The organism is Nocardia sp. NPDC050175 (assembly GCF_044459885.1).
In the GTDB taxonomy this organism is placed as follows: domain Bacteria; phylum Actinomycetota; class Actinomycetes; order Mycobacteriales; family Mycobacteriaceae; genus Nocardia.
On record NZ_JBITJI010000001.1, the window covers coordinates 165,118 to 190,348 of the forward strand.

A 25,231-nucleotide genomic window follows, 5' to 3' on the forward strand; every position below is an offset into this window, starting at 1 on the left:
CTACTCCCGCTCCGTGCGAGGGTTATGCGCGAAAGCCAGGTGCTTGCCCTCGTATTCGGCAAGCGACAGCAGCGTCTCGGCAATGTGCGCGGTCTGTACGGTGCCGCCCGCGGCGGCCCGCATCCTGGCGTGCATCAGCAGCGGCGGCAGCTTGCGCCACTGCGTCACCGCACGTTCCCAGTGGTCACGTCCGGCCGCGTCGAGCAGCTCGTCGTCGAGGTCGGACGCCCACAGCAGCAGCTCACGCTGGCGCAGTGCCTGCCAGAGATCGTCGAGCTGGGTGAAATCGTCCGGCGTCGAGGCGAACTGGTAGCGGCTGGCCAGCGCGATGAGCGCGTCGGCGCCCACTAGGCGATCCTCGCGCGGCGACAGTGGCGCGACCGGATGGGATTCGAGCCACCGATAGGTCTTGCCGACGTGAATCGCGTCCGAACCGGCCATCGCCCGCTCGCGCAGCAGCGCGACCGTGTCGTCCGGCCCGAGCCCGACCGACCACTCGCGCAGCTCGGCCGCCGAGAGCACCGGAATCCGTTGCCCGGTCTGCTTGCCGAGCTCGGTGGTCATCGTCAGCGGATCCTCCACCACCCAGCCGTCGATGGTCTCGACGATGGCCAGCCAGTGCGGGGCGTGCCAGCGCTGGTGCCCGTGCTGCCACGGCAGGTGGAAGATGTCGGCGAGCAGCACCACCGAACCATGTTCGGCCACTTGCTCTTCGAGCGCGTGATAGGTGCTCGCCCAGTCGTCGTCGCCGTTCACCCGCAGGCCCAACGCGGGCAGCGGCGGGGTCGCGTCGTGCTCGAACAGCAGCAGGTCGTCCTCGGCGGGACTCACCGCCAGGGTCGGCCCACCCGCGAGTAGCGGTCGCCACCACCGGGTTTCGCCGCGAGCCACCAGTGCGCTCGCCAACGCCGCGGTGAAGCAGGTCAGCTTGTCGCCGTGCGTGGCCAGGGCCGTGGTCATTTCGCGCCTCGGAGGGTGCCGTCGAGGTAGGCGGTGCGCGAGGCCGAGCGCTGGATCTTGCCGCTGGAGGTGCGCGGAATCGCGCCGGGGCCGAGCAGCACCACCTCGTGCACACCCACGTCGTGGATGCTGAAGATGGCCTGGCGCACCGCGTTCCGCAGTTCCTGCGCGGTCGTCTCGTCGTCGGCCGGGATCCTGGCCTCGATCAGCACCACGATCTTTTCCTGCACGCCGACCTCTACGGAGAAGGCCGAGCAGCGGCCGGGCAGCACCAGCGAATGCGCCTGCTCGGCGGCGTCCTCGAGGTCCGGCGGATAGTAGTTGCGGCCGTCGATGATGATCAGGTCCTTGAGCCGGGTGGTCGGATAGACCTCGCCGTCGTGCAGGAACCCGATGTCGCCGGTGCGCAGGTAGTACTTGCCGTCGCGCGGCGAGAGTTCGCCGCGGAAGGTGTATTCGGTCTCTTCGGGCCGGTTGTAGTAGCCGGTGCAGACGGCCGGGCCGGACACCCAGATCTCGCCGAGCCGGTCCTCGGGCAGCGCCAGCTTGGTCTCCGGATCCACGATCTGGATGGTGGTCCCCGGTGCCGCGGCGCCGCCGCTGACGATGTCCGCGCCGTCCTTGACGACGACCACCTCACCGGTGGCGAGCGCGTCCCGGTCCACCGTGAGGGTCTGCACGCCGGACAGGGTGCGCCAGTTCACCGACACGATCAGGGTCGACTCCGCGAGCCCGTACCCGGCGATCAGCGTCGACCGGGCCAAGCCGTTGTCGGCGAACTTCGCGTGGAACTTGTCGATGGTGCTCACCCGCACCGGCTCCGCGCCGGAAAGGGCGTAGCGCCACCGGCTGAGGTCGATGCCTTCGAGTTCCTTCAGGCCGATCCGCTCGGCACACAGCTCGTAGCCGACGTTCGGGGAGGCCGCGAAGACCTGCGCGGGGTTGTCGCTGATCGCCTGCAGCCAGCGTTCCGGCCTGCGCAGGAACGACGTCGGCGACATCTGCACCACGCCGTGGCCGCTGATGATCGGCATGATGACGCCGACCATCAGACCCATGTCGTGGAACAGCGGCAGCCAGCTGACGAAACCGACCTCGTCCTCGGCGGAAATGCCGACGTGGTACATCATTTCGTAGACCTGCCTGGCGTTGTCCAGCAGTCCGCGATGCGGCACCATGACGCCGGCGGGCGTGCGGGTGGAGCCAGAGGTGTACTGCAGCAAGGCGATCTGTTCGCGGTCGACGAGGACCGGCTCCCAGTCGATCGCGAGCTTCTCGTCGACCTCGCCGGTGGTCACGATGAGCCGGGTCGTGTCGGTCGGCGAATTGTCCAGCCACGCGGTCACATTCGGCAGCGCGCCGTCGGTGGTCACGAGGCAGGCCGGGTCGGCGTCGACACAGACCGCGTCGATGCGGCCGTTGGAGTTGTGCGCGCTCGGCGGATACAGCGGCACCGCGATGATGCCGGCGTAGAGGCAACCGAAGAACGCCTTCACGTACTCCAGGCCCGGCGGCAGGAGCAGCACAGCCCGGTCGCCGGGGTGCGCGACCTGGAGCAGCGTGGCCGCGTATGCCCGTGCCGCACGGTCGATCTCGGCGTAGGTCAGCGACTCGGTCTCGCCGTGCTTGGAGGACGAGTCCGGGTAGCTGAGGAAGCTGTACGCGACCTTGTTCGGCCGCTGCGCGGCCTGATTCGTCAGTGCGCGCACCAAAGTGTCGTACTCGAGCGCGCCCCCGGTAAGCAGTGTTGTGGTCATACTCCGACCTCCTGTGGTGACGGCGCGGCGAGGAAGCCGACCTTCCGGAAGTAATCCAGGTAGCGGATGAACAGGTCGCGGGATACCGGCGGGCAGTGCACGCCGACCCCCTCCAGTGCGGTGACGGCCTTGTCGACGTCGAACTGGATCAGCGGGGTGAGCCCGTCGTTGGCGCTCAACAGGCTCAGCACGCTGAAGGACGCCGATCCGGGGCCCGCGCTGGCGGCGTGGGCGGCGATCGCGTCGCGCCACTGGTCGAGGGCGACCAGTCGCACCGGCCAGCCGCTCTCCCGCAGCCAGCCGATGGCGTCGGTGAAGCTGCACGGCTGTGGGTTACGCAGGTGGTAGATGTGGGTGCCCGGTTGCGGGTCGCGGGCCAGTTCGACCATGGCCGAGCCGGTGAAGTCGGCCGGGGCCAGGTCCACCGCGAAGTCGACCTCCGGTGCGAGACCGACCTCCTGGCTGGCCTTGACCAGCAGCCAGAAGAAGTCGCTGGTCTGGCAGGCGCCGGTACGGCTGTCGCCGCCGATGCGGCCGAGCCGGAACACGCTCACCGGCAGGCCGCGCTCCCCCGCCTCGGTGACCAGTCGCTCGGAAACCCACTTGCTGCGCAGATATCCGAGGGACAGCTGCGAGGGGTCCTGCGCCGGTAGCGGTTCGGCGACCCGGCCGTCGATTGCGTCGCCGGGGCCGAGGACGTAGAGCGAGGACACGAAATGCAGTGGCGCGCCGCTGGTTCGGGCCAGGGTGATGAGCTCCTGGGTGCCCTGGACGTTGGCCGCTTCCAGCACTCGGTACGGCAGTGCGAAGTTCACGTGCGCGCCGTTGTGATAGATCGCGTCGATGGTGTGACCGAGCAGCAGGAACTGCTTCTCGGACAGGCCGAGTCGCGGCTCGGCCAGGTCGCCGAGCACCGGGATCACCCGGTCGAACGCGTCGCGCGGCAGCTCGTAGCTGTCGAAGGTGGCGGCCAGACGCGCCAGGCCCTCCTCTCGACTGTCGGCCCGCACCAGGCAGTGCACGCGGGAGTCGGTGCGCGCCAGCAGTTCATGGAGCAGGAAGGCGCCGACGAAGCCGGTCGCGCCGGTGAGCAGCACCTCGCCGGTGGTGGGCGGGGTGACCGTCCACGGTGCGGCGGGCCACGATTCGATCGCGGCGGCCACCTCGGCTTCGAGGTCGATCACTTCCTCGGCCGCGGTCTCGCCGGCCAGCAGCGCGACCACGCCCGCGACCGTGGGGCGGGCGAACAGCGAGCCGAGCGGAATGTCCTCGCCGAAGGTCTGTTTCAGCCGCAGGATCAGCTGGGCCGCCAGCAGCGAGTGGCCGCCGAGGTCGAAGAAGTTGTCTTCGCGGCCCACCCGTGGGATGCCGAGGACGTGCGCGAAGACGCCAGCGACGCGCTGCTCGAGCGGGGTTCGCGGCGGCTCGTACTCCAGGGTGTTGCGGCGCAGGACCGGGGCGGGCAGTGCCCGTCGATCCAGTTTTCCGTTGGTGGTCAACGGGAATTCGTCGAGCACGAGGACGGCGGCGGGCACCATGTGCTGCGGCAGGCGGCGCGCCAGGTGGGCGCGCACGTCGACGACCAGATCGTCGCGGGCCTTGACCCGCAACGGATCCGAGATGACGAGGTCGTCCGGCCATTCGGCGTCGCGTGCGCCGGGAATGGACGGCAATGCGACATCCCAGCTGGTCACCACGACGTCGTAGCGACCGCCCGGGCGACGCAGTGCCTCGATCCGGTACGGCACCCGATCGGCAAGGGCGAGATAGTCTTCCGGGCTGACGCCACCGGAATCGGCGAGCGCGGCCCGGATCTGGGCGGCACTGGCTCGGCCGCGCTGCAACTCGGCGACGACGGCGAGTGGTCCGGCTACTCGGGCGTCCAGGACATCGGCGATCAACACCGCCGCGGGACGATCTCGTTCGAGGAACTCGGCCAGCAGCTGCGGCGTGGTCGTCGCGTCGAGCAGCTTCGGCCGCACCGGCAGGCCACGCTGACCCGCGAACAGCACGGCGTCGTAGCGGAAGCGGGACATCTCGTTGAGGTATTCGCCGCGCTTGAGCCGGATCCTGGACCCGGCCAGTGTCGGGTGGGTGGCCACGAAGTCTTCGAAATACCGTGGCGCGATCACCAATTCGGCATCCCGATCGAGGGCGGCGCGCACGGCGGGCGCGAGCTCGGCGGCACCGGCGGACGGTGCGTTGGTCGCCTCGACGGTGGCGTGGAACGACTCGCTGAGGGTCAGGTCACGGACGTCGCCGACGAACAGGACACCTTCGGGAGCGAGCAGGCCGACGACCGAATCCAGCACGCGGGTCAGGTAATCGGCGCTCGGGAAGTACTGCACCACCGAGTTGATCAAGATGACGTCGTACGGTCCGGCGACGTCGTAGGGCAGCTCGTCGGCGGCGCACATGTCCAGCCGGACGTGCTGGAGGTCCGGATTGCCCTCGACGATCTTCGTCCGCACGTTCTCGATGGCCGAGGCGGAGACGTCGGTGGCGTCGTAGACCGCGCACTGCGGTGCGAGCCGGGACAGCAACAGACCGGTGCCACAGCCGATTTCGAGAACACGCTGCGGTGCCAGGGTCCGCACCGCGGCGACGGTCGCGTCGACCCATTCCCGCATGTGCTCTTCGGGGATGGCGGCGTTGGTGTAGGAGTCGTTCCAGCCGGAGATGTCGAAATCGGCGTCGCCGTCGTGGCCTTGGCGGTAGGTGCTGTTGAACACGATCTGCCAGTTGGCGACCTGGTCCTGCTCCGCTTCGGCCGCGTCGGCGGTGGCGTCGCCCGGCGTGAAATAGGCGACCAGGGAAAGGCTTCCGCCGGTGTCCTTGCGGGCCAGCACCACCGACTGGTCGACGCCGGGGTGCGCGGTGATGGCGGCCTCGATCTCGCCGAGTTCGATGCGGAAGCCACGCACCTTGACCTGCTGATCGATGCGGCCCAGGTACTCGAGATCGCCGTCGGCGCGGCGGCGGGCGAGGTCACCGGTCCGATAGACGCGACGGCCGAGCACCGAGCTTTCCGCGAACCGTTCGGCGGTGAGATCGTCGCGGTTCAGGTACCCGCGACCGACGCCGGGCCCGGACACCAGCATCTCCCCTGCCACACCGTCCGGCACCGGACGGCCCGCCGGATCGACGATCAGCACGCCGAGATCGGGCAGCGGGACGCCGATCAGGCTGCCCGCCGCCGACACCACATCGGCGCGGGTGAGTTCGCGATAGGTGACGTGCACGGTCGTCTCGGTGATGCCGTACATGTTGACCAGCCGCGCCGACTCGCCGAACCGATCGAACCACGGTGTGAGCGTGGACAAATCGAGCGCCTCGCCGCCGAAGACGACCCAGCGCACCGCGAGTTCGGTGCCGGGTGCGTTCTCCAGCGCGCGCAGCAGCTGGGTGAAAGCCGACGGGGTCTGGTTGAGCACCGTGACCTGTTCGCGCGCAAGCAGTTCCGCGAACTCGGCGGTGGACCGGCTGACCGAGCCGGGTACCACGACGAGCCGTCCGCCGTAGAGCAATGCGCCCCACATCTCCCAAACGGCGAAGTCGAAGGAGTACGAGTGGAACATGGTCCACACGTCCTGCGGGCCGAAGTCGTACCAGTGAGTGGTGGTCGAGAACAGGCGAACCACGTTGGCGTGCTCGATGACAACGCCCTTCGGGACACCCGTGGAGCCCGAGGTGTAGATGACGTAGCACGGGTCGTGCGGCTCGGCCTTCTCCAGCGGGAGGTCGGGCACGGTCTCGTCGGCTTGCTCGTCGATGAGCAGCAGTTCGGGGCCCGACTCCGTGGTCGAGACGAGCGAGCTGTGGCTGATCACCAGTCGCGCACCCGAGTCGGCGATCATGAATTCGATCCGGTCGGCCGGGTACATCGGGTCCAGCGGGACATAAGCGGCACCGGCGCGCAGCACCGCGAGGATCGCCACGACCACGTCGGCGGAACGGTCCAGGTGGATGCCGACGAACGAACCACGGCCGACGCCGCGTCCGCGCAGGCGCTGGGCCAGCTCGTCGGCGGCCGCCGCGAGTTCGCCATAGCTCAGGGCGCTGTCGCCGAAGGTGAGGGCCACCGCGTCGGGCGTTTGGATCGCCTGCGCCGCGAAGAGTTCATGCAGCGTCAGGGCGGGCTCAGCGGAGGGCGCGGTGGGGAGTGCCGCGGCGATCGCGCGTTCCCGTTCGTCGGCCTCGAGGAAGTCGAGTTCCGGCAGCGCGGTGTCGGGGTTGGCGACCACGGCGGTCAGCAGGGCGACGAAGTGCCGGGCGATGGCGGCGACGGTCGGCTCGTCGTAGAGGTCGACGTCGTACTCGAAGGCGCCGAACAATTCCGCGCCGACCTGACGCAGGGTCACCAGTACGTCGAATTTGGTAGTGCCCGAATGCACTTCGACGTACTCGGCACTGAGTCCGGGGATGGCGAGTTCAGGCAGCGAGGTGTTCTGGAACACGACGGCGGTGCGGAACAGTGGCGAATGGCTCAGTTCCCGATCGGGGCGCACGTGCTCGACGACGAGGTCGAACGGCGCTTCCTGGTGGTCGAACGCGTCGAAGACGACGCGCTGCTCCCTGGCCAGCAGTTCGCGGAAGGTCGGTGCGCCGGACAGATCCGTGCGCAGAGCGAGCGCGTTCACGAAGAACCCGATCAGCGGCTCGATCTCGGGCCGGGTGCGGCCGGCGATCGGCGTACCGACCGTGATGTCCTCCGCGCCGGTGTAATAGCGAAGCAGCGCTTTGAATCCCGCCATCAACCCGATGAACAGGGTGGCGGGCCGGTCGTTCACCCTGACTTCGTCGACGAGGTGCCGCAGGCCGGACAGCACCGGTGCCGGAATGGTGAACAGCACTCGGGCACCACGGTTTTCCGGCTCCAGCGCGCGCGGCCGGTCGGGGTGGAAGGTCACCAGCGGCGGCTCGTCACCGAGCACGCCGCGCCAGTAGTCGAGGTCGGCACCGAACTTGTCCTGCTGCGCGAGATCCTGCAGCCAGGTCGCGTAGTCGGGGTACTGCAACGGCAGTTCGGGGAGTTCGGGGAGGTGCTTGCCCGCGGTGAGATCAGCGTAGGCGGACATCAATTCGGTGGCGAACACGCCGAGCGACCAGCCGTCGGAAATGATGTGATGCATGGCGACGGCGAAGATCGCATCGTCCTCGCTCAACCGCACCAGCAGCACCTCGACCAGCTGACCGGACAAGTCGAACACGGTCCGGCTGAACTGCTCGACCTGCGCGGTCGCGTCCGCGAGGGGCCGCTCCGCATCCAGCTGCGACGAGGCCACCATGGTCATCGGCAGCGGCGCCACCGGTCCGACCACCTGGACCGGAACACCGTCGCGCACTTCGATGCTGGTGCGCAGCGACTCGTGCCGGGCGACGACCAGCGACAGCGCGCCCTGCAGGGCCGCGATGTCGAGGTGGCCGCGCAGGCGCAGTGCCAGCGGCATCGTATAGGTGGCCCGGTCCGGGAACAGCTGCTCCAGGAACCAGATTCGCTGCTGCGCGGCTGAAAGCGGCGCGGCGGCAGTGGGATCGGTGCGGCGCGGGATACCGGCCCGTGCGGTGCCACCCGCGGCCCAGCGCCGCAGCAACGCGCGGCGCGATGCGCCCGTATCGACGACTTCAGGCATTGTTGCTCCGTTCTTCGGCCGCCCCCGGCTGGTTGAGCAGCAGCTCGACCTCGCTGTCGGACAGTTCGTCCAATCGCTGCATCAGGTGCGCGGCGATGGCGTCGGCCATCCCCGCGGCTGTCGGGCTGGCGAACAGCTCTCCGAGTGCGAGATCCAACGGGAAGATGGACCGCAGCTGCGTGGCGACGTGCACGGCGAGCAGCGAATCGCCGCCCAGTTCGAAGAAGTTGGCGTCGTTGCCGACCTGTTCGATGCCGAGCGCCGCACACCACACCGCGACGACCTGGTTGCGCACCGAGACGACGAAATCGTCCTCGTCAGAGGCTGCGGCGGGCTCGCTGTCGACCGGCGCCGGTGCGGCGGGCTGGATGGGATCGATGCGCCGCGTGTGCGTCGTTGTGACCTCGGGCGGGTCGACCCAATAGCGTTTCAGCGCAAAGGGATACGTCGGCAGACTGACCGAGGCCGGTGTCTCGCCGCCGTAGATGGCGGCGAAATCGACTGCTACACCGGACAACCAGAGCCGTCCCGCCGCATCGACGATCGCCGTCTCCGGTGCGCCCGCGCCGAGACCGATGCCGAGGGTGCCGACCGTTGCCGAGGCGCGGTCGGCGGTGCGCAGGAACGAGACGAGGGACTTGCCGGGACCGACCTCCAGCGCGACTGTCCCCTGGTTCCGGCCGACCAGACCGATCGCGGCCTCGCGGAAACGGACGGTGCTGGTCATCTGACGGGACCAGTAGGCGGGATCCACCGCCTGCTCGGCGGTGATCGGCGCGCCGGTGACGTTCGACCAGAACGGCACCTGTGGCGCCTGGCGCGGCACCTTCCGCACCAACTCGGCGAAGCGCGCAGCGGCCTCGTCCATGAGCGGGGTGTGGAATGCGTGCCCGACGGGCAGCAGCGAGCTCGGCACGCCCTCCTCCGAGAGCTCACCGGCCAGCCGGAACAGGGCGGCGGGTGAACCCGCGACGACGCAGCGGCTGGCGGAGTTGTCGGCGGCGAGCCAGACGTCGTCCGGCAGGCGCGCCGCGATGATGTCCGCGCCCTTGGAGATCGCGAGCATGCCGCCGGGCGGTGACGCCGCCATGATCCGGCCGCGCTCGACCACCAGTTCCAACGCGTCGCACAGCTCGAAGACGCCCGCGATGGTGGCGCAGACGAGCTCGCCGAGACTGTGCCCCAACAGTTCCCGGGGTTCGGCGCCGAACTCGCGCCACATTCCGGCCAGCGCGTACTCGACCGCGAACAGCGCGACCTGGGACTGCTCGGTGCCCTCGGCGTTGCGGACCGCGGCGTCCAGGTCGAAACCGGTGCGCTCGCGTAGGATGTCGGCGCAGGCGCGGTAGCGGTCGCCGAACGAGCCGACCTTGTCGGCGAGTTCGAGGACGGCGGCACCGAGCGCGACGCCCTGGCCGGGGAACAACCAGGCGAGCGCTGGGGCAGGCAGTGCCTCCCCCGCCGCTGGCTTACGCAGTGCGGCCGCGGCTTCTGCCGTTGTGCTTGCCACCACCATGCGACGGTGCGGGAAACGACGGCGGCCGTGCGCCAAAGTCTGTGCGACAGAAGCCAGTTCCGCGTCAGTGTTGTCCAAGTGCTCGGCGAGCCGAGCCGCGATCCGGCCGGCGTCCTGTGCGGTGCGGCCCGAGATCAGCAGTGCGCGCGGACCGGTCGATGCCGGGGCGGCTGCCTGCGTCGGCGGCTGTTCGACGATCACGTGGGCATTGGTCCCGCCGATGCCGAAGGCGCTTACTGCCGCCCGCCGCACGTCATCCGACCAGGTCCGCAGTTCGGTGTTGACGAAGAACGGCGTTGCCGCGAAATCGATTTCGGGGTTCGGCCGGGTGTAGTTCAGGCTGGCCGGGATACGACCCTCACGTACCGCGAGCACCGCCTTGATGAACCCGGCGACACCACCCGCGGAGTTGAGATGGCCGACATTGGATTTCACCGAGCCGAGCGCGCAGTACTGTGCGGCCTCGGTGTGCTCGCGGTAGGCGGCACTCAGCGCGGCGACCTCGATCGGGTCACCCAGTTTCGTTCCGGTGCCGTGCGCCTCGACGTAGCCGATGGTGTCCGCGCCGATTCCGGCCGCCGACAACGCTTCCCGGATGACGGCCCGCTGCCCGGCGATGCCGGGCGCGGTGAAGCCGATCTTGTTGCCGCCGTCGTTGTTCACCGCGGAACCGAGGATCACGGCGTGGATGTGGTCTCGGTCCGCGATGGCATCCGCGAGTCGCTTGAGCACGACAACGCCGACACCCGAACCGAACACGGTGCCACCGGCGTCGGCGTCGAACGCGCGGCAGTGACCATCCGGCGAGAGGATCGACCCCTCCTCGTAGATGTACCCGGCTTCCTGCGGCACCTGCACGCTCGCACCGCCGGCCAGCGCCACGTCGCACTGGAAGTCGAGCAGCGCCTGCGCGGCCTGGTGCACGGCGACCAGCGAGGTGGAGCACGCCGTCTGCACCGCGACGCTCGGCCCGGTCAGGTTCAGCTTGTAGGAGACCCGGGTGGCCATGTAGTCGGAGGCGTTGCCGTGCAGCGCGTGCAGCTGCGAGCTGGGTGTCTGGAACAGGCTCGCGTGCGCGACCAGATTCCGCAGCAGGTAGGTGCTGATGCCAGCCCCCGCGAAAACACCGACCGGGGTGGGGTTTTCGGCCGCGATGTGACCGGCGTCCTCCAGCGCCTCCCACGCGCACATCGTGAACAGGCGATGCTGCGGGTCGGTGAGTTGTGCTTCGCGCGGGGGCATTTCGAAGAACTCGGCGTCGAACTTGTCCGCGTCCGCCAGCAGCGCGCCCGCGTGCACGTACCCGGCGGGCGGGTCGGCGGGCATGGACTCCGGGGTGAGCGGGCGCACCGATTCGCGTCCGGCGCACAGGTTGTTCCAGTAGTCGGTGACGGTGTCCGCGTCGGGGAAGCGGCAGGCCATGCCGATTACCGCGACCCGGAACTCGTTGTCGTCGTGTGTCATCGCTGGCTCCCAACGCTGTCGGGCAGGGTCTCGGTGGCTTGACGGTGTGCGCGGCGGCGGGCGGCGGCCGCGCGCCGGTCCTGGCCGCGGTCCGCGTCGTCCTGCTGCGCGGTCCGCCCGGCCAGGGACTTGGCCAGCCCGTCGACGGTCGGCGCCGCGAACAGGTCGGTCATCGCCAAGTCGACGCCGAGGCGACGCTCGAGCAGCCCACGGACCCTGGCCAGCGCGAGCGAATGACCGCCGAGGTCGAAGAAGTTCTGCCCGAGACCGATCTCGCGGTCGAGCACCTCAGCCCAGACTTCAGCGACGACTCGTTCGAGTTCGGTGCCCGGCGGCGTGTACACCGGTGCCGCGGCCGGGGCGATCTTCGGCAGCTTCGCGCGGTCGAGCTTGCCGGTGAGGCCGCGCGGCAGGCTGTCCAGGACCATGTAGGCCGACGGAATCATGTAGTCCGGCAACCGAGTACGCAGGTACGCCGACAACTCGAGGTAGTCGGGCTCCAGCGGGCCGTCCTGGGTGAGGTAAGCGACCAGCCTGGGCACGTCGGACTCGGCGTCGAGCACCACGGCGGCCTCGGCGACCGTCGGGTGCGAGCGCAGGAACGTCTCGGCCTCGCCGGGCTCGACCCGGTGACCGCGGATCTTGACCTGACGGTCCTTGCGGCCGACGAAGACCAGCCTGCCGTCGGGCAGCCGCCGGGCGAGATCTCCGGTCCGGTAGTACGGGACGCCGTTGGGGCCGGTGCCGAATACCTTCTCGGTGAGTTCCGGCCGATGCCAGTAGCCGAGCGCGACGTACGGGCTGCGCAGTGCGATCTCACCGTAAACCTCGGTGGAACGGCCACTTCCGTCGACCAGGTCGACCTCGACGCCCTCGACCGGATGACCGATCGGCACACCGGCGCGGTCCGCGTCCTCTGGAGTGATGATGTGCTGCAAGGCGACCGAGCATTCGGACGGGCCGTACAGGCTCAGCAGGCGGCAGGTCGGGGCGAAGTGCTTGCCGAAGTCGACGACGTCGCCGCGGACCACTTCCTCGCCGCCGAGCGCGACCAGGCGCAGCGCGTCCGGCGCCCAGGGTCCGTCGGTGTCGCCGAGCAGGTAGCGGAAAAGCGTTGGGGTGCAGTGCAGCACGGTGACACCCGCGCGTTCGATCTCCTCGCGCAGGCCCGCAGGACTGAACAGGTGCGGGTCGATCACGTACAGCTCGGCTCCGGCCACCGCCGCGCCGAAGGAGTTCAGCACACCGGCGTCGAAGGTGTAGCGGGCGGGCGCGGCCACCACATCGTCGGGGCCGATGCGCAGTCGTCGCGCGTAAGTGACCGCGTGGGACAACGCGTTGCCGCGGCTCTGGGCCACTCCCTTGGGGCGGCCGGTCGAGCCGGACGTGTGCAGGATGTAGGCGAAATCGTCGGCGCTGATATGGGATTTCGCCCAGGTCGACAGGTCGTTGGTCGGCACCGTGCTCAGCGCGAGCTCCGGTCGATCGGTGCGCCCGGACACGGTGAAGACATGCGCCCCACCGGCGACCGAGCGAGCCAGGTCGGCGAGCGACGGATCGCACAGCAGCGCCGAGACGTCGGCCTCCTCCATGATCTCGATCAGCCTGGCCTGCGGCGCGCGCGGGTCGAGCGGGACGTACGCGACGCCCGCGCGCAGGGCCGCCCAGACCGCCACGAAACTCTCCGGCGTGTGGTCGTAGAGCAGCGCCACGCGGCTGCCATCGAGGCCGGCACCGATGAGTTCCTTGGCGATGCCCGCGGTGATCATGTCGAGTTCGGCGAAGCTCGTCGTGCGGTCGCCCGCACGCAAAGCCGGTGCGCTGCCGCGTAAGTCGATCACGGCGTCGAGCCGATCGATCAGCCGCTCGTCCGGCTCGGCCTCGGGGACCATCGGGGAACCCGGCAGCGTCCAGATCGCCTCGGCCACAGCCTGATCCGCGTTCGCCAGACCGACCTCACCGACGAGCTGCTCGGGGTTCGCGACAACGCTGGCGAGCGCGGTCGCGTAATGCCGCAGTGCCCGAACGGCGGTCGGCGCGTCGTAGAGGTCGACGCTGTATTCCAGGGTGAGCTTCGTCGGGCCGTCGGTCTCGTCGACGGTGAGGTCGAAGTCCATCTTGGCCGTCGCGCGGGGCGCGTCGACCAGTTCGACGTCGAGGCCGGCCATGTCGAGAGCCGGTGCGGGCGTGTTCAAGTAGTTGAACATGACCTGGGCGAGCGGGGTGCGGCTCATGTCCCTGGTCGGCACCATGGCCTCGATGACCTTCTCGAACGGCAGGTCCTGGTTGGCGTGCGCGGAAAGCACGGTCTTACCGACGCGCGCCACCAGCGCGGTGAAGGTCTCGTCGGGGTCGACCTCGGTGCGCAGCGCCAGGGTGTTCAGGAAGCAGCCGACCAGCGGCTCGACGGCCGAGCGGGTGCGCCCGGCGATCGGCGAGGCGACGATCAGATCCTGTTGGCGGGTATACCGATTCAGCATCGTGTAGAACGCGGCGAGCAGCACCGCGAAGGTGGTGACGCCGCTGCGGGCCGCGAGCGCCCGCACTTCGGCCATCACCTGCGGGTCGACGGCGAGTCGCTCGACCGCGCCGCGGGAGGTGCGGCGCGCGGGACGTGGCCGGTCGCCGGGAATTTCGGTGACCGTCGGGTCGGCCAGCTCGGTGCGCCAGAAGTCCAGCTGTCCGTCGAGCCGGTCGGCGTTGCCGCGCTGCCAGCCCGCGTAGTCCGCGTACTGCACGACCAGCGGCGGCAGCGGCGAGTCGACGCCCGCGACCTGCGCCCGGTAGTGGGCCGAAACCTCTTGACTCAGTACGGCAACGGACCAGCCGTCACAGACGATGTGATGGAGTGCGATGGCCAGGAGGTACTCCTCCGGCCCCGACTTGATGAGGTGGTATCGCCAGACCGGGCCTTCGGCCAGATCGAACGGCGCGCGGTAGACGCTCGCCGCGAGGTCGGCCTCGGCGGTGGCGCGCTGCTCGGGCGCGAGGCTGCTGAAGTCGGTGAACTCCAGCGGTCGTGGCGAATACGGGCGGATCACCTGGCGCAGCTGCCCGTCCTCGGTGGTCCGGTAGACGCTGCGCAGCACCTCGTGCCGCTGTTCGACCAGGGCGAGGGCCTTTTCCACCGCGGCGACGTCGAGGTCGCCGCGCAGCCGCAGGCCGCCGGGCATGATGTAGGTCGCGTTGCCGGGATCCAGTGTCTCCAGGAACCAGAGGCGTTCCTGGGCGTAGGACACCGCGAGCAGCTCACCGTCCGTGCGCGGCCCGGCCTGCAGCGGCGGCAGCGAATCCTGTTCCGCGGATGCCGCTTCGATGAGTCGCGCGGCCGTCACGATCGTCGGGCTCTCGAAGAGCTCGCGCAGCGAGACGCTGACCCCGAACTCGTCGAGGATCTGCGAGATCACCCGGGTGGCCGCCAAAGACGTGCCGCCGAGGAGGAAGAAGTCGTCGTGGCGACCGATTTCGGTCCGCTCGAGGGCCTGCGACCAGAGGGCGGCGAGGCGGGTCTCCCGCTCGCCGATCGGGGCCTCGAACGCGGTGTCTTCGGCGTCGTCCGAATCCGGTTCGGCCGCTTCGTCGTTCACCACGTACTCACGCACTGGCAGCGCGGCGAGCAGGGCGTCCACCGGTGTCGTCGGGGCGTCGGCGGCCGCTGCGGCGATCGTGAGGAAGTCCTGTGCCAGGTCCGCGGCGGCGGTCGCGTCGAGCAGCTTCTCGTTGTAGGTCAGGTGGCAGACCAGCTCCGAGCCCGTCTCGGCGACGTGCATGACCAGGTCGTAGAGCGTCGCGCCGGTGTCGATGGTGTGCCACTCGACGGTGAGTCCCCACTCGCTCAGATCGGGGCGCTCCAGCATCTGCTGCACGAACAAGGTCTGGAAGACCGGGCTGAAGGCCGGATCCCACGGCCCGCCAATCGCTTCGACGACCTGCTCGAACGGGACGGTCTCGTCGTCGTAGGCGGCCATCGCGCTGTCGCGGGTGCGGTGCAGCAGGTCGAGGAAGGTCTGTCCGTCGGCGAGATCGGCGCGGACCGGGACCGTATTGACGAAGTGCCCGATGGTTTTCGCGAGCTCGGCGTATGGCCGGGCCGCCATCGGGATGCCGATGTTGAAGTCACGCTGGCCGGTGCGGTGCGCCAAAGTCAGTTCGTAGCAGGCCAAGAGGAAGACGAACGGCGGAACTCCGTTGTCCGCCGCGCGGGTGCGGATCGCGTCGGCCACCTCGCGAGGGAACGAATTCTCCACGCGCGCACCATTGTTGCCCACGCGGCGCGGGCGGCGGCCGATGGACAGGTCCAGTGGCGGGGCATCGCGCAGCAGCGCGGCCCGCCGCTCGACGGCCACCGTTTGCGAGGCGGGCGTGCCGTGCTCGGCACTCCACACCGCGTAGTCGGCGTATTGCCGCGGCGGCACCACGAGAATGATCTCCGCGCCGCGCCGGACGGCACCATAGGCCGCCCACAGCTGATCGATGAGCAACGCGATCGACAGGCCGTCCAGCACCAGGTGATGCGCGACGACCGCGAGGATCCACTCCTGCTCGGCCAGCCGGATCAGCGCCCAGCGCACCGGCGGCCGGTCCGCCAGATCGAACGGCGCGGACGCGAGCGACTCGAGCAGCTGATCGACCGCCGCCGCCCGGGCCTTCGCGGGTACCAGCCGCAGATCCGGTGTCTGCCAATCCGCGCCGGCGACCTCGACGACCTCGGCCCGCAAACCCTCCGGCGATTCCTTGAACACGGTGCGGAAGGCATGCTGCTGCTGGGTCACCGCGTCGGCGGCCGTGCGCAGCGCCGCCACGTCGAGCGGACCGGTGATCCGAATGCCCAGCGGCACATGGTAGATCGCGGCGTGGCCGGCCAGCTGCTCGTGCAGCCAGATGCCCCGCTGCGCCGGTGTCGTCGGGAACGGCCCCGCGCCCTCGCGCAGTGGCACGGTGGTGGTGGAAATGCCTGCGGCGCGGCGTTCCCGCAGGCGCGCCAGGGCCAGGCTGCTAGCCGGTGAGTTCATGATCGCTCTCCAAAAGGGCTGCATCGGCCTGCTCGACCATGAGCTCCTCCAGCGCCGCCGCCACCTGAGCCACGGTCGGCTCCTGCAGCATGCGCCGGAGCGCGAACTCGATCTCGAAGAGTTCGCGCAGCCTGCGGACGAACTGGGTGGCGGCCAGCGAGTGCCCGCCGATGCGGAAGAAGTTCTCGAAGACGCCGACCTGCTCCAGCCCGAGCAGCTCGGCCCACATCTCGGCGACGACCTGCTCGTATTCGGTGCGCGGCGCGACATAGTCGGCGTCGGCGGTGAACAGATCGGTGCTCGCGCGCGACACCGGGGCGGCCTGGACGTTCGGCACGCCGCCGACGATCCGGTACGACTTGCGGTCGAACGGATACAGCGGCAACTGGGCCTGCGGACGCGTCGCCGCGTCCACGCCGGACCAGCGCACCTCGTGCCCGCGGACATGCAGTTCGCCAAGGGCCGCCAGCATCACCGACAGGTCGTCGACGTCGCGGACCAGCGACGGCACCGCGACCCCGGCCCGATCATGATGGCGGAGCAGGCTTTTCAGCATGCCGTTGAGCGCGGGATGCGGGCCGATCTCGATGAAGGTGCCGATATTGGCGTCGATCATCGCGCCGACCGCCTCGGCGAACTGCACCGGACGCACCACCTGATCGGTCCAGTAGAGGCCGTTCAGTTGCGCGCCGTCGATCCGGCCGCCGGTGACGGTCGAGAAGAACGGAATGCTGCCCTCGCGAGGCTGGATGCACGGCATGTCGGTCGCGAATTCCGGCAGGCAGTCGCGCATCAGCGGCGAGTGGAAGGCGTAGCGGCCGGGCAGGCGGCGGGTCATGATCTGCTCGCCGTCGAGCCGGTTGAGGAAGCTGTCGACCGCGCCCGTGTTGCCCGAGATCAGCGTCCACTGCGGGCCGTTCGTGCCCGCGAGGTAAACCCGTTGTGGCAGTTCGAGTTCCGCTGCGGGCCGGTTGACCACGGCCATGCAGCCGTTGTCGCGCAGGCGCGCAGTGGCTTTGGCCCGTGCGGCGATGATCTGCGCGGCGGTGCGCAGGTCGATCGCGCCGCAGACGTGCGCGGCGGCGACTTCACCGACGCTGTGGCCGACCACGGCGGACGGGGTGATCCCCCACGACTGCCACAGCTCGGCCAGCGCGACCTGCAGGGCGAACAGCACCGGCTGTGCGGTGGCGGTGTCGGCGAGGGCTTCCTCGTCGCGGCCCCGGTCGAGGACAGCGAAGGTGGACCAGCCGAGCTCGATGCGCAACTCGCGATCGATCTTGAGCAGGGCGTCACGGAAGACCGGCTGATGACGAATCAGCTTGCGTCCCATGCCGATCCATTGATTGCCCTGCCCGGTGAAGACGAAGCCCACCTTGCCTGGACCATTGCGCGGCACTCGACCGGCGGCGGCACCCAGCGGCAGCGAGCCGCCGGAGATCGAGGTGAGCTGTTCCGCCAGATCCGCATGACCGCGGGCGGTGACCGCGACGCGGAACGGATGCTGGGCGCGCCGCGCGGTCGAGGTCTGCGCGAGTTCGGCGATCGGCGCGGCCGAGCCGTCGCGCAGCGCGTCGATCCAGCTGTCGACCAAGTCGAGCGTCGACTGCTCACTCCGGCCGGAAATGCTGACCAGATACGGCTTTTCGGGCGCGGCCGCGACCTGGGTGTGCGGCGCCTGCTTGGCTGCGCCGGTCAGCACGGCGTGCGCGTTGGTACCGCCGAAGCCGAACGAGCTCACGCCCGCCAGCGCGCGGCCACGACGCTGCGGCCAGACCTGGTTCTGCGCAGGCACATCGAACGGCAACTCGTCGAAAGCGATGTGCTTGCTCGGCGATTCGAAGTTCAGGTTGGCGGGCACCTGCCCGTGGTGCAACGCGAGGGCGGTCTTCACCAACCCGGTGATGCCCGCGGCGGCCTCGAGGTGACCGACCACCGTCTTGGCGGAGCCAACGAGGAACTTGTCCTCGCGCTGCTCGGCGAAAACGGTGCCGAGCGCCCGCGCCTCGATGGCGTCGCCGAGGATGGTCCCCGTGCCGTGCGCCTCGATGTACTGCACGTCGCCCGGGTTCACGTTGGCTCGCCGATAGGCGCGGCGTAGCACGTCGACCTGCGACTGATAGCTGGGCGCGGTCAGCCCGTTGGTACGGCCGTCCTGGTTTATCGCCGAACCGAGCAGCACCGCGTAGACCCGGTCGCCGTCCTGTTCGGCCTGCGCCAGCGGCTTCAGCACGACCGCGGCGCTGCCCTCGCCGCGGACATACCCGTCGGCACGGTCGTCGAACGTCTTGCATCGACCGTCGGCGGCCATCATGCCCGCGCCCGCCAGCGACTCGGTGACCCGCGGGTCCAGGGTCATGTTGACCCCGCCGACCACGGCGACATCGCAGTCCCCGTCATGCAGGCTGCGCAGCGCCATGTGCAGCGCGACCAGCGACGACGAGCAGGCGGTGTCCACGCTGACGCTCGGTCCGCGCAGATCGTAGAGATAGGACAACCGGTTTGCGGCAATGCTGCTCGCATTGCCGGTGACGGCCGCGATCGGCATCCCGGACTCGGCCGCATCGCCCATGCCGCGCGCGTAGTCGCCCGCGGTGATGCCGACGAAGGTGCCCGTCGAGGTCCCGGCCAGCCGCTCGACCGGCACGCCCGCGTCCTCGAAGGCGTCCGCGACGGTCTCGGCGAGCAGCCGGTGCTGCGGATCCATGGCCGCGGCCTCGGCGTCACCGATGCCGAAGTAGTTGGCGTCGAAGGCGTACGGGTCATCGAGGAACGAACCGAACCACGAGCCGCGCTGCTCATCGCCGCGCGCGCTGCCCGTCGGCGGCCAGTCATGCCTGGCGTCCGGTGCTTGACCGACCAATTCGCGGCCCTGCCACAGGGTTTCCCACAGCTGCTCGGGTCCGCGCAGTCCGGGGAACGAGCAGCCGATGCCGATGATGGCCACCGGTTCCTGCGCGACGTCGGTGCGTACCGAGCGCCCCCCGACTTCGGGCTCCCGATCCGCGGCGTCCTGCGGCGCGAGTTCGATGCGGTCCTGTGCCGCGGCCAGCCCCTCGGCCAGCGCGTGCACGGTCGGATACTCCCAGGGGAGATCCGGTGGTAGTGGTTTATCCATCCAGGTGGAAATCTTGCCGACGAATACCAGGGCCACCGCCGAGGTGAGCCCGAAACTCGAGAACGGCTCACTCAGTGCGACATCATCCGTGGCAATGTCCAGTAGATCTCCGAGCGTTTCGGTGAGGAACAAACTGATCTCGTCGGCCGTCCGACGGGCCATTTCTGCAGACATCTAGCACTATCCCTACTACGTAGAAACAGAAGAACGTGGCTCGACTGAATTTTCAGTATTGTCCGCGACGGCGGGGACATTCTGTTCGGTGATGGTTTTTCCGGGAATCTCGGACAATCCGCGCTCGGCCAGGTTGCGCCGGGCCTGCGCCAGCGGGAACGCCAGCACGCGCAGATCGTGGAAGAGCTTGATCGCGATGGTCGGCCAGATCGCACCGGTCAATTTGTAGGTGAGCGCGAGCGCGACACCACCGAATATCACCTGGGCGGAGACGGCGGGACGGAATCCGTGCCGCAGACCATCGATGACGCCACCGGCAACGATGATCAGGATCCAGAACGGCATGTCCGGCCACAGCAGCGCGACCGCGTAGATGGTGAAGCCGCGGTAGACGACCTCCTCGGCCGGGGTGCTGAACGAGTTGGCCAGCCACCAGAACCGCTCGATCGAGCTCTCCGGCGTGATGAAGACGACGTACTCGATCTTGTGCGCGATCCAGTCCTTGCCGCGACGACCGCCGACCAGCGGAATCAGCACGGGTCCAAGCAGATACGACACGTAGACGGCGACGATGGCCAGGCTGATGATCTTCTCCGCGAGCGAGAAACCGCGGAAGATGGAGAAGTCGAAGTGGGTCAGGCCCAGCTCGTGCACCGAGGTGCCGCTGACGGCGAAGGCGACGAGGATGACCGCCAGGGTCGCCCAGGTCCGGAAGACGCCACCCTGATACAGGCGGACGCGCGCGTCGGACCGTTCACCGAATTCCTTCGTGAAAACGCGCACCGAGAATATCTCGAAGAATGGCTCGGCAAACACGAGATAGACAAGCAGAATTATGCAGAAGATTTCCATCGGGAGGCCCCGTTCACTATCCGGTCGGGTCGGTCTTTACATTTCAGTGGAGTGGGGTCGTCCGCGCCCTCATGCTTGGGACAACTAATTACACGCAGGTTGAGGAAAACATCAGTGACTTTGCTCTACTGCCCGAGCTCTAACATCACCTACCTACGGCGTCGTCCTGAACACATCGGCAGACAGTACAACCGTCCTGAGATAACTGTCTACAGCTTCCACCTGGAAGCTCCTGTGAGCTGAGACACCGGTTTTATACGGAGTAAGGGCCTCCGCATGCACCGGGCGCCATACGTCCCATTCGCGTAGTTTTTCCGGCCGATTTCACCTGGTCGGGCAAACGACGTTAACCATTACCCCCATCTCATTCAACTGTTGGAAACATTCCGCACCGCTCGACGAAACATCTCGTCACCTCAGTCTGATAGCTAATTGTTTGCCGGAGATGTGCAGACGTCCAACGTCGTATGTACGGCCGTCCAACACCGGGCCACAGCACCCCTACGCGGCCCCGCCTCGATCGGTGCCGACACCGGGCGATCGCGGGCCCGCCGCGGGCCTCGTCGACACCCGAGTGCCGAGAAAATTCCGAGCGGGAATAGCTGGGGCCGGACTACGTTCGTTGATGGTGGTTAGTCGAACAAACGAAAGGGGCCGCGCGCGTGGCAACCGAGACAGTGGCATCGTCCGTCGGATTTCGATCGGAGCGTGGCGCCGTACTCGGTGCGCTGATGCTGTCGACGGGATTGGTGGCGTTGGATTCCACCATCATCGCCACCGCGGTACTGACCATCACCAGCACGCTCGGCGGCTTCGCGCAGTTTCCGTGGCTGTTCTCCATATACCTACTCGCCCAGGCGGTGACCGTCCCGATCTACGGCAAGCTCGCCGACACGGTCGGGCGTAAGCCGGTCCTCATGTTCGGCATCGCGGTGTTCGCGCTCGGCTCGCTGCTGTGCGGGCTGGCGACGAGCATGCTCGGGCTGATCATCTTCCGCGCGGTGCAGGGCATCGGCGCCGGTGCGATCCAGCCGATGACGATGACCATCGCCAGCGACCTCTACACACTCACCGAACGCGCGAAGGTGCAGGGTTATCTGGCCAGCGTGTGGGCGATGTCCTCGGTGGCGGGACCGCTGCTGGGCGGCGTCTTCGCCGATTACCTCAGCTGGCGCTGGATCTTCCTGATCAACCTGCCGCTCTCGGCCGTGGCCGCCTGGATGCTGTTGCGCAAGTTCTCCGAAACCGCACCGCGGCGCAAGCAGAAGGTGGACTACCTTGGCGCTGCCCTCTTAACTGTGGGCGCGGGTGCGCTGATCCTCGGCCTGCTCGAAGGTGGGCAGGCCTGGGCGTGGGGCTCCCCCGCGAGCATCGGTATCTTCGTCGGCGGTGCGGCGCTGCTGGTGCTGTTCGGCCTGGTCGAGCGGCGGGCGGCGAATCCGATCCTGCCGCTGTGGGTGTTCACCCGACGGGTGATCATCGCGAGCAGCGTCGTTTCGGTGCTCGTCGGCACCATCCTGATCGGCTTGACCTCCTACGTCCCGACGTTCACCCAAGGTGTGCTCGGCACCAGCGCTTTGATCGCCGGACTGACCGTCGGCGTGCTCACCCTCGGCTGGCCGATCGCCGCGTCCCAGGCCGGAAAGCTGTACCTGCGCATCGGGTTTCGATCGACCGCGCTGATCGGCAGCGGGCTGGCGACCGTGGGTGCCGCGACCACGTTGCTGATCAACGAGGATTCGACGCTGTGGCAGGTCGCCGGATCGTGTTTCGTGATCGGTATCGGCATGGGTCTGGTCGCGACGCCGACCCTCATCGCGGCGCAGACCAGTGCGGACTGGTCCGAGCGTGGCGTGGTGACCTCGGCGAATATGTTCGGCCGCTCGATCGGTAGCGCGGTGGGCGTCGCGATCTTCGGCGCGATCGTGAACGCACGGGTCGGGCACACCGATCATCCAGTGCCGTCGACCCTGTCGTCGGCGGTGCATCTGGTCTTCATCACGGTCCTGGTGATGGCGGCCGTGATGGTGCTGGCCTCGGCGTGCATGCCGGGACGCAAGGCCATGGTCGCCTAGGGGCCGGCGAACTCGAAGGTCGCGACGACCGGCGCGTGATCGGATTCAGGGAACTTCTTGTCGGTGGCGAAATCGGCGGACTCGTCGTGCAGCAGTTCGTTGTGGATCTCGGTGCCGCGGTAGTTGGCGAGCAGGTTCCGGGTGACCAGCAGGTGATCGAGCATCTGGCCCTTGCCGTGATGGAACAGTGAGTAGCGGGCGGATTCGGGGACGCTGGTCTCCAGTGGCACCAGTACTCGGCCGGCCAGCGCGCCGTTGCCGGTGTCCTCGACGTCGCCGCGGATGGCGAGCAGTGGCACTTCGTCAGCGGTGGAGTTGAAATCGCCTGCGACCACGAGGCGGGCGGCCGGGTCGTTGTCCAAGATCTGATCGACCAGGCGGCGGACCTCGACGGCCTGACTCATCCTCTTCATCGAGGACAGGAACGAACCCTCGGCGGCCGCGCCCGCGTCGCGCCAGGTGAAGCGGTCGAGCTTCTGGCCGGGGATGTCGGTGGGCAGCTTCGACTTCAGGTGCACGACGATCACGTGCAGCGGGGAGCCGAGCAGGTCGAGTTCGACGTGCAGGATCGGGCGTTCGATGGCGATCGACTGTGGTTGCGCGGCAGGCGGATTCGCGGTCAGCACCTGGTAGATCGGGGCCGCGACAAGATCGTTGAGCAGTTGGGCGTGCGCGGTGACCGGGAGGGAGGTGACCACCGCGATATTGCGTTCGTCGAAGACCTCGCCGTTGGCTTTTTCCGTCGAGACGATGTTCCAGCCGGCCAGGGCGGTGCCTTGCAGCAGGTCGGTCAGCGCGATCAGCGATCGAGGCCGGCCGGGCCGCTCCTGGCCGTTCACCTCCTGCAGGCACAGGATGTCCGCGCGCAGGCGGTTGATCTGGGGGCGCATCACGGCGATGCGGTCGGCCAGGGTCGGCTCGAAGGGGGTGGGATTCGGCGTCTCATCGAAGTTTTCGAGGTTGAACGTCGCGATTCGCAGGGTGACCATTGCACACATCCTCATGAGGCCCCGACGGTTCGTACGTCTCAATTGTCGACCTGCGTGGACGTTTCGGGGTGCGTAGTCGACTACCCGAAAATCGGCGTTCACGTGGACTTCGTGTGCGGTGCGGCCATGGTTCGCCGAGGACCCGCAGCCGTACCGATCGGCGGTTGCGCCGCGCATGAGTTGTTCAGGCGCGCGCTGAATCGCTGGCAATCTCGTGCGCGGCTAGCAATCTCGCGCGCGGCTAACGAAAGAGCGCGGCAGATGGCTGCCGCTGGTCTGCGCGATCGCTACGGGGCGGGGCTGGCCGGCGGCGATCTCGGCGACGGCGCGGTCGTGGTAGTCGGGCAGTAGATCGGCGGTTGCGCCGCGCATGAGTTGTTCAGGCGCGCGCTGAATTGCAGGCAATCTCGTGCGCGGCCGACTATCTCGTGCGCGGCCAGCATCGTGCCCGCGGCCAGCTATCTCGCGCAGGGCCGACTATCTCGCGCGCAGCTGGCAACTGCGCGCAGCTGGCGAAAAGGTGCGCGACAGTTGGCCGCCGCTGGTCGGCGCGATCGCTACGAGGCGGGGCGGTCGGCGGCGATTTCGGCGAGTGCGCGGTCGCGGTGGTCGGGCGGGAGTTGGTCGACGGCGGCTCGGACCGCCGCGAGTGCGGAGTCCGAGAGGCCGTCGAGGGTGCTGCGGTATTCGTCCCACAGGTCGTGTTCGGCTGCGGCGCGGAGCATTTCGGCCAGTTTTGCCTCGGGGACGAGCGCGACCATTCGTTCCAGGTGCTCGGCGTCGTCGACGAGGAAAGCCGCGCGGATCAGGGCGGTTCCGTCGAGGGCGGCTTGCGCGGCGCGGGCGGCAGCGTCGGAGATCGCGGCCATCAGGTCGCCGAGGGTGATCCAATCTTCTTGCTTGGCAAGTAGTTTGGCAACGGCGACGATGGTGTCGGTCGGCACGCCGGCGATGATGTAGGCCGAGCGGCGCGCGTCGAGCAGCGGGGCGACCTCGGCGAGGAAGTCGACCGGCAGGCGCTTGGCGACGTCGACCGCGTGGGATGGTTCGAGTACGCCCGCCATGCGTGCGGCCAGGAGCGCGTTGCGGTTGCGCGCCACCAGTTTTGCGATGACGGGGGCGGGGATCACCTTGGCCGCCGCCGCGGTTTTGCGCAGGCCACCGGATTGGCTTTCGAACAGTAGGTCGGCGACCTGGAAGCGGAAGTCTCGGACGTCGGTGGCGGGGACGTCGGCCAGGTAGGCGAGTCGGTCGACGGGGACGCCGAGGGCGCGGGCGAGCTTGGTGACCTGGGCGGTAGCCGCGTCGGTCACAGCCCGGCCGCCTTCTTGACCGCGCCGCGCAGGAAGCGAGGGACGAAATCCAGCAGCGAGTATGCGGCGGTTTCGAGATCCTTCGCCTGTTTGCGCCTGGCTTCGGCCACCACCGTGGCGAGTTCGGCCTGTACCTCGGGGCTCAGTGCGGCGATCCCGGCGGGCAGGTCGCCCGGTACCAGTTCGGCCAACGTCTTCGTCGTCATGTCACTACCTCCGGCTCGACTCACTACCGAATCGCCCCAACCCACGCTTCGCTGACGCCCGGCTTCGTTGCGCAACGCTACTGTGCCATCGGCCTGCCCGCTCCGCGGGTGGACATGATCACAACGGCACCGGTAGGCGGTTTGTGTCGGCTGCGTACCCGA

11 protein-coding genes are annotated in these 25,231 nt (G+C 68.6%); 1 reads left to right on the forward strand and 10 read right to left on the reverse strand.

The window, feature by feature from the left end; genetic code table 11:
• Genes ACIBK2_RS00770 through ACIBK2_RS00800 form a run of 7 tightly spaced genes read right to left on the reverse strand, consistent with a single transcriptional unit; the run spans position 1 to position 20,417 of the window.
• Positions 1-960 carry a hypothetical protein gene (locus ACIBK2_RS00770; protein WP_396962149.1) on the reverse strand — a complete coding sequence of 320 codons (960 nt, stop codon included), beginning with the start codon at positions 958-960 and terminating at the stop codon, positions 1-3.
• Complete coding sequence (locus tag ACIBK2_RS00775; RefSeq protein WP_396962151.1) at positions 957-2,717, reverse strand: fatty acyl-AMP ligase; 1,761 nt, start codon at positions 2,715-2,717, stop codon at positions 957-959. Before ACIBK2_RS00775 ends, ACIBK2_RS00770 begins: the two co-directional genes overlap by 4 nt.
• Positions 2,714-8,350: an amino acid adenylation domain-containing protein gene (locus ACIBK2_RS00780; RefSeq protein WP_396962153.1), complete on the reverse strand. Its 5,637-nt coding sequence runs from the start codon at positions 8,348-8,350 to the stop codon at positions 2,714-2,716. The genes ACIBK2_RS00775 and ACIBK2_RS00780 overlap by 4 nt, the downstream gene beginning before the upstream one ends.
• On the reverse strand, positions 8,343-11,330 hold the full coding sequence (locus tag ACIBK2_RS00785) for a type I polyketide synthase (RefSeq protein WP_396962155.1): 2,988 nt from the start codon (positions 11,328-11,330) through the stop codon (positions 8,343-8,345). The genes ACIBK2_RS00780 and ACIBK2_RS00785 overlap by 8 nt, the downstream gene beginning before the upstream one ends.
• Positions 11,327-16,342 (reverse strand): condensation domain-containing protein, encoded by a 5,016-nt coding sequence (locus tag ACIBK2_RS00790; RefSeq protein WP_396962157.1) that lies wholly within the window; start codon positions 16,340-16,342, stop codon positions 11,327-11,329. Before ACIBK2_RS00790 ends, ACIBK2_RS00785 begins: the two co-directional genes overlap by 4 nt.
• Positions 16,326-19,634 carry a type I polyketide synthase gene (locus ACIBK2_RS00795; RefSeq protein WP_396962159.1) on the reverse strand — a complete coding sequence of 1,103 codons (3,309 nt, stop codon included), beginning with the start codon at positions 19,632-19,634 and terminating at the stop codon, positions 16,326-16,328. The genes ACIBK2_RS00790 and ACIBK2_RS00795 overlap by 17 nt, the downstream gene beginning before the upstream one ends.
• 15 nt (positions 19,635-19,649) lie before the next feature.
• On the reverse strand, positions 19,650-20,417 hold the full coding sequence (locus tag ACIBK2_RS00800) for a type II CAAX prenyl endopeptidase Rce1 family protein (RefSeq protein ID WP_396962161.1): 768 nt from the start codon (positions 20,415-20,417) through the stop codon (positions 19,650-19,652).
• Positions 20,418-21,148: 731 nt separating this feature from the next.
• Here ACIBK2_RS00800 and ACIBK2_RS00805 point away from each other — a divergent pair.
• The gene (locus tag ACIBK2_RS00805) at positions 21,149-22,561 is read left to right on the forward strand and encodes an MDR family MFS transporter (protein ID WP_396962163.1); all 1,413 of its coding nucleotides are present in this window, start codon (positions 21,149-21,151) and stop codon (positions 22,559-22,561) included.
• Here the strand turns inward: ACIBK2_RS00805 and ACIBK2_RS00810 are convergent.
• From ACIBK2_RS00810 to ACIBK2_RS00820, 3 genes are all read right to left on the reverse strand, one after another.
• On the reverse strand, positions 22,558-23,550 hold the full coding sequence (locus ACIBK2_RS00810) for an endonuclease/exonuclease/phosphatase family protein (RefSeq protein ID WP_396962165.1): 993 nt from the start codon (positions 23,548-23,550) through the stop codon (positions 22,558-22,560). The genes ACIBK2_RS00805 and ACIBK2_RS00810 overlap by 4 nt on opposite strands.
• Positions 23,551-24,107: 557 nt before the next feature.
• Positions 24,108-24,863 (reverse strand): hypothetical protein, encoded by a 756-nt coding sequence (locus tag ACIBK2_RS00815; RefSeq protein WP_396962167.1) that lies wholly within the window; start codon positions 24,861-24,863, stop codon positions 24,108-24,110.
• Positions 24,860-25,069, reverse strand: a complete 210-nt coding sequence (locus ACIBK2_RS00820) for a hypothetical protein (RefSeq protein WP_379286026.1) — start codon at positions 25,067-25,069, stop codon at positions 24,860-24,862. The genes ACIBK2_RS00815 and ACIBK2_RS00820 overlap by 4 nt, the downstream gene beginning before the upstream one ends.
• Positions 25,070-25,231: the final 162 nt, after the last annotated feature.